The 6,109-nt window shown below is 70.9% G+C and carries 5 protein-coding genes; 3 read left to right on the top strand and 2 right to left on the bottom strand.

Annotated features, from left to right (window positions below; all coding sequences use genetic code 11):
- Positions 1-1,369: hypothetical protein (locus tag M8J74_RS37910; protein ID WP_249840784.1), on the top strand; the 1,369-nt coding region annotated here is incomplete at its 5' end.
- Positions 1,370-1,946: 577 nt separating this feature from the next.
- Here the strand turns inward: M8J74_RS37910 and M8J74_RS37905 are convergent.
- Positions 1,947-2,369, bottom strand: a complete 423-nt coding sequence (locus M8J74_RS37905; RefSeq protein ID WP_249840783.1) for an Hsp20/alpha crystallin family protein — start codon at positions 2,367-2,369, stop codon at positions 1,947-1,949.
- Positions 2,370-2,705: 336 nt separating this feature from the next.
- Between M8J74_RS37905 and M8J74_RS37900 the strand changes: the two genes are divergently transcribed.
- Complete coding sequence (locus M8J74_RS37900; protein WP_249840782.1) at positions 2,706-3,128, top strand: Hsp20/alpha crystallin family protein; 423 nt, start codon at positions 2,706-2,708, stop codon at positions 3,126-3,128.
- Between the two features lie 62 nt (positions 3,129-3,190).
- Here M8J74_RS37900 and M8J74_RS37895 read toward each other — a convergent pair whose 3' ends face one another.
- The gene (locus tag M8J74_RS37895) at positions 3,191-4,285 is read right to left on the bottom strand and encodes a carboxylate-amine ligase (RefSeq protein ID WP_249840781.1); all 1,095 of its coding nucleotides are present in this window, start codon (positions 4,283-4,285) and stop codon (positions 3,191-3,193) included.
- Positions 4,286-4,838: 553 nt separating this feature from the next.
- On the opposite strand from M8J74_RS37895, the gene M8J74_RS37890 reads away from it, so the two are divergent.
- The gene (locus M8J74_RS37890; protein ID WP_249840780.1) at positions 4,839-6,029 is read left to right on the top strand and encodes a metal-dependent hydrolase family protein; all 1,191 of its coding nucleotides are present in this window, start codon (positions 4,839-4,841) and stop codon (positions 6,027-6,029) included.
- The last annotated feature ends 80 nt before the right edge of the window (positions 6,030-6,109 follow it).

Genomic DNA, 6,109 nt, shown 5'->3' with positions numbered 1-6,109 from the left:
CCCGCAGGCGGAGTTGCTGCGGGCCGCGCACACCGCCCGGCTGGCCGGCCTGCACCGGGCCGAGGCGGCCGCCCTGAGGGTGGTTCGCGCGCTGCGCGCCGCCCGCGCCCGCCATGACGGCCACCGGCTGGCCGACCTGGTCGCCGCGCTGCGGGAGCTGCTGCTCACCAGCGGACTGCTCGCCGCGTCCGATCCCGATCCGTCCCTGGTCGGCACCGCGCGGCGCAGCTATCGCCCCGGCGGAAGCCTGAAGGTGCACGGAGTGTGCCGGGAGCCGGTGATCTCGGCCACCGGCTACGGCGGGGTCGTCACCCATGTCCTGGCCGACGACGGCCGCTGGTTCTCCGTGTCCGACGTCAAGCCCGGCGGCCCGGCGCGGGCGCGCGGCGCCGCCACGGCCACCGTCGCCCTCGGCTCCGGCAGCCTCGATCACGCGCAACTCTCCAGGGGCGGCCTGCTGATCTCCGGCGCGACGCTCTCCCCGGACGGCCGCCTCGGCGCGGGCAAGGGCGTGCGGGCCACCCCGGTCGCTGGGCTGTCCTGGACGTCGGGCGCCCTCGCCCGTCTGTTCGCCCGCCCGCTCGCCCAGGCCGCCGCGGTCCGGCTCGCCGCGGGCGACGACGCCGAGCGATCCGGACCGGAGGCCGGTGAACTGATCGGTTGTGACGTGGTCCTCGTCGGGGCGGCCGAGGACCACCTGCTCGCGCGGGAGCTGACACCCCAAGGAGCCGATGGCGAGGGCCTGTTGATCCGGCTGGTGCCCGCCAACGGCCACCCGGAACTGGCCCATGCGGTCAACTTCCGCAAACTGGCCTCCCGCCCGGGCTTGCGACTGCGTGTCGTCGGCCGCCTCGACCCCGACCGTGCCGCGACACTGCGGCCCCTCGCGGTCGGCCCCGTACCGGACGGCGCGGCGACCCTGCTGCTGCCGCCCGAGTGGGCGGGCCACGCCGATCTCGGCTACGACCGGCTCGAAGGCGCGCACTTCCCCCCGGCCGGTGAGCTGGAGCCGGTGGAGGGCCCGACCGTGTTGCCGCCGGACCCGGTGGCCGAGGCGCCTCTGTGGCGTCTGCGCCGGCTCGTCGAGGTCGCGGTGTCCGGCGGCCGCCGCGCCGCCGCCGAGCCCGCTCGGAACGGTGACCGGGTCTCGGGTGCGGCGGCACTGCGGCGCAGCGGTTTCCGCACGGCCGCGGATCTGGCGGACGCGCTCGCCGCGGAGGCGGACCGGCGGAGCCGCGACGTGTTCGGCCGGACGCAGCAGGCGGACCCGGACGCCTACGCGCGCGTGTGGCTGAGCGCGGCCGTGTACCTGTCCGGCACCGAGCGAGCGCTGGTCGAGGCCACGTGGCAGCCCGCGGCGGCAGCGTGACCCTGAACCTGGGAGGTGCGGTGGGTGGCCGGCCCTCACCGGACGCCGGCACCCGTCGGACCGGCCCTGCCCGCAGCGGCGGCTCGAGGCGGACGTCCCTGAGCACCGAGGCGTGCCTCCGCACGGGAAGCGCGGGCTCCGCTGGAACGCGTCGCCCGAGCGGTTGCGGCGCGTGAGCTGCGGGTTCTCCTCCGCGTCGGCCACCTTCTGAGATAAATCCCGGGCCTTTCCTTGTCAAGGTGGCCTTCGGGGCGAGGGCGGAATACGCGGACTGCCTCCATGGATGTGAGCTGTGGCATTGCCGGAGCCAATGGCCCGCCCCACCATGACCGGATCGGCGACGTCCCGGAAGGCAGCTCCTCATGGGTGTTCATGTGCATGTGCGGCTCAGCCAGGGGGTGAGCGTGTCGGCTGAAGGAGAGCTGATCGAGCACTCCCGCTGCCGGTGCGGGGCCACCTTCACCAAGGTCTACGATCCGGACGGTGGGGAGCCGGAGCGCCCGTCTCACTCATGAACTCGTACCTCGGGGCCCCGAGCTGACGTCCGGGGCCCCGAGCTGGTGGTTTCGCTACGGCGTCAGTCGCCCAGTTCCTTGTGGTCGCTGCCGCCGCTGATGGCGATCTTGCGCGGCTTGGCCTGCTCGGCGACAGGGATCCGCAGCTTCAGCACGCCGGCGTCGTAGGAAGCCTCGATCTTTTCGGTGTCGAGAGTCTCACCGAGGAACAGCTGGCGGCTGAAGGTCCCCGCGGGCCGCTCCGTGATCACCGGGTGCGTGTTCTCGCCGTACGTCGGCTTGCGCTCGGCCCTCACCGTCAGGACGTTGCGCTCGACGTCGAGGTCGATGGACTGCGGGTCCACGCCCGGCAGATCCAGCTCGACGAAGAACGTCTCATCCTCACGCCAGGCGTCCAACGGCATGCCCGCCGGGTGTGCGGCTGTGCCCCAGACCCTGTCGACGAGCCGGTCCAGCTCACGGAAGGGATCCGTACGCATCAGCATCGTTCAACCCTCCTTGACGTCCATCTCGCGTCGTTCGCTCTCCTACTGATGTACCACCACGGGTGAAACTTGACAAGACAAGACTCAACTTTTCTGGCGCCTACTCGGGCTGTGTTCCGGCTGGCCTGCGGGATGCCACACCGTCCGCGAAGTCGGGGTGTGCCGTCCGCGCTGGAGTTATCGTGTTCTGCCGAGGCCAGAAGTTGAGTCACTCACTGTCAGCTTCATGAAGTCAGTGCTTGGCAGATGCTTGCCGGGCAAGGTATATGGATAGGCGGTACTCGATCAACGGACCGCGATGCCGTCGGCCCGTCTTGAGGGAGGGAAGAAGTGGACATGCTTGCGCGTACGGGCGTCCCGGGGGATCTCGACCGGCTCATACAACAGCTGGCGCATGCCGACGACTCGACCGGAAGCGTCATCCCGGCGGACGCCTGGCGTGACGACGAGGCCCTCTACCTGCAGCTCGACCTGCCCGGCATGGACCGTTCCACCATCGAGCTGACCACGCAGCAGCACACGCTGATGCTGAGCGCCGAGCGGCCCTCCCCGATCCCGGCCGATGCTCGGCCCGTACTCACCGAGCGGCCCACCGGCCGGTTCACTCGCCGCCTGGCCCTGTCCGACGTCCTGGACACGGCTGCCACCGAGGCGGCCTACGACAACGGCGTCCTCACCCTGCGCATCCCGATGGCCGCACACGCCAAGCCCCGCAAGATCGCCATCTCCGGTGTCGTACCCAGGCAGCTGACTTCCTGAAGACCGGGAATTAAGACCGGGAATCCACTCGCCTTTCCCCTCGCGGGGCGGAGGGGGACGGCTCATGGCATGGTGCTCTGGGCGAGGACGAGGGCGGTGACCGCGGGCAGGCCGCCGTCGAGGAGGGCGGCACGCTGCCTGTCCGCGCCGGTGCCGTCCTGGAGGAGCCGGTGGACCAGGCCCGCCACCTGCCGGCTGTCGCCGGAGGCGTCGAGCGCGGGAGCGATGTGGCGCAGCAGCTCGTACAACATCTCCCCGGCCCGGCGCTGTCGCCCACTCGGGTCGACCAGGGTGCTGCTCAGTCCATGGCGGGCGGCATGCCACATGCTCGCCTGCAGCAGTTCCTGGTCGCAGTCGAGCGTGGGGGCCCCGGCGGTCGTCTCCGCCAGCGCGGTCTCCACCAGGGCCCGGACGAGGCCCGTGAGCATCACCGCGTCGTCCGCGCGCAGCTGCACGTCCAGACACCGCACCTCGATGGTGGGGTAACGCTCCGAAAGGCGGGCCTGCCAGTACAGCTGGCCGGTGTCCGAGATCAGACCGCTGTCGAGCAGCCGCTGCACGCGCCGGTCATGGTCGGCGATGTCGTTGAAATGCGGAGGCATTCCGCTGACGGGCCAACGGCTGAAGATCACGGTGCGCCAGCTGGCGAAGCCGGTGTCGTGGCCGTCCCACAGCGGAGAGTTCGCGGACAGGGCGGTGAGGGTCGGCAACCATACCCGGATCCGGTTCATGATCCGCAGGCCGGTCTCCCTGCTGGGAACCCCGACGTGTACGTGCATGCCGTTGACCAGCTGCTCTGCGACGAGCTGGGGCGCCTGGGCGAGCATGGCACGGTAGCGGGCCTGATCGGTGACGGCCACGGGATGACCGTGGCGCAACGGGGACGTGCCGCAGGCCGCGATCCGGCAGCCGTGCGCCTCCGCGGCCGATCCGATGGCGTGCCGCAGCCGGTACAGGTGTCCACCGACCTCCTCCAGGCTCGCGCACACCGGGGTGGCCACCTCCACCTGCGCCTGCAGCAGCTCGCAGTGCACCTCTTGATCGGCCACGAGATGCCCCAGGCCGGCCGCGGCACGCACCTTGTCCGCCATCGGTACCGGTAGACCCGTCACCGGGTCGACCAGCAGGTACTCCTCTTCCACACCGATCGTCGTCATCGATCGCCCTCGGTTCTGCCGGTCGGCGGGCTGGACATCGAGGCGCCTGGCCGGTGCGTCTCATGGCGGTTGCCCCGAAGAGGACAGACTCGGTCACCGAGTGCCGCGGCCTTTTCGTGGCAAACACCGACAAACCCATGGACGAGACGGCCGGCATGGCCCGAGACACCCGCCCATGCGGACATCGGGGCTCCGCGTGACTGCCGAATCCCGATGCCCGGGGATGGTCGGTCGTCTCCTTCGACCTTACGGCGGCGTCCTCGGGCGGTCCACGAAGGCGCTTGCCGGGCCGAGTACCGGCGCTGCCATCGGTCCCGGCCGGCGGGCGTCGCTGCGGAAGCGGTCACGCGTGTGCGTTGCCTTCCGCGGGGACGGTGCCGGCGACGGTCCGAGGAGGTCGACGCCGAACGCGCCCCCCACGCTCCTCGCCTGAGAAACGCTCTTTCGCTGTTATCGCATGCCTTGAGCGCTCCTTGCGTCCCCGTGATGGAAGCATCGAAGTACTCCGTGCGGCGGCGGAGTGCCGAGGATGGCGGACGGCGGGAGGATCACCATGCTGGCTCTCCGGGTGGCACGGATCTTTGACGGCCGTTCCCTCAACCGGGACGCGGGAGTCGTCTTGGTGGAAGGCGACCGGATCGTCGGGGTCGAGTCCTCGGGGTACGACATCCCATCGGGCTGCGAAATCCTCGACCGCCCCGACGGGACACTGCTGCCCGGCCTCATCGACGCGCACGTACATCTGGTCGGCGACTCGGGACCGGGAGCACTCGAAAGGCTGCCCGGGTTCTCCCCGGACGACCTGTCGCGCACGATCGAGCAGTCGCTACGGGTCCAGCTGGCAACCGGCGTCACCACCGTCCGCGACCTCGGCGACAAGGCGTGGTCCGTCGTCGACTGGCGCGCTCGTCCCTACGCGGGACTGCCCACAGTCCTCGCCTCCGGGCCGCCGATCACCAGCAGGGGAGGACACTGCTCCACCATGGGCGGCGAGGTCTCCGGGGTGGACGAACTACGAGCCGCGGTCCGTGAGCGGGCGGAACGCGGGGCCGACATCGTGAAGATCATGGCGAGCGGCGGCATGACGACTCCCGGAACCGCGGTGGACCAGGGGCAGTTCACCGCCCAGGAGCTCGCGGCCGTGGTCGCCGAGGCGCACACCGTCGGACTTCCGGTCACCGCCCACGCACACGCGCTGGTCTCCATCCGCGACGCGATCGCGGCCGGCGTCGACGGAATCGAGCACTGCACGTTCCTGACCGCCGACAGCGTGTACGTCCCCGACGACGCGATCGCGGCACTGGCCGCGCAGGGCATCGTGGTCTGCCCGACGATCGGGCGCGCACCGGATGCCGTACCGCCCCCGCATCTCCTCGAACGTCTGCTCAAGGCCGGCATGGATCTGGAAAGCCGCGCCCGGCAAGTGGCCCAGGCACACCGTGCCGGAGTCACGATCATCTCGGGTACCGACGGAGGCATCAACCCTGGCAAGCCGCACGGGATCCTGCCCCGCGCCATCGCCGATCTGGTGACCGGCGGCATGGCGCCGGCAGACGCGCTCGCGAGCGCCACGTCGACCGCGGCGGACGCATGCGGCCTGGGCGACCGCAAGGGCCACGTACGTGCGGGTCACGACGCCGACCTCATCGTCGTCGACGGGGACCCGCTGTCCGACATCAGCGCACTCCTGCGCCTCGACAGCACGATCCTCGCCGGAGAAGTCCTCACTTCCCACAGCGGATGAATGTGGCGGAGGAAATGAGGGACGTCACTGATGTCCGCGGGTGATGCAAGCGGTCCCCTTCCACCTGCGGTTCGGCGCGC

Origin of the sequence: Streptomyces panaciradicis, from assembly GCF_023516615.1 — a bacterium.
Classification (GTDB): Bacteria; Actinomycetota; Actinomycetes; order Streptomycetales; family Streptomycetaceae; genus Streptomyces; species Streptomyces panaciradicis.
Note: the sequence above shows the minus strand (reverse complement) of the source record. Positions and strands in the feature narration are given on the sequence as shown.

Coding starts and splice junctions, on each gene's coding strand:
- M8J74_RS37900 (WP_249840782.1), top strand. CDS start 2,706: ATGCTTGCGCGTACGGGCGTCCCGGGGGATCTCGACCGGCTCATACAA.
- M8J74_RS37905 (WP_249840783.1), bottom strand. CDS start 2,369: ATGCTGATGCGTACGGATCCCTTCCGTGAGCTGGACCGGCTCGTCGAC.
- M8J74_RS37890 (WP_249840780.1), top strand. CDS start 4,839: ATGCTGGCTCTCCGGGTGGCACGGATCTTTGACGGCCGTTCCCTCAAC.
- M8J74_RS37895 (WP_249840781.1), bottom strand. CDS start 4,285: ATGACGACGATCGGTGTGGAAGAGGAGTACCTGCTGGTCGACCCGGTG.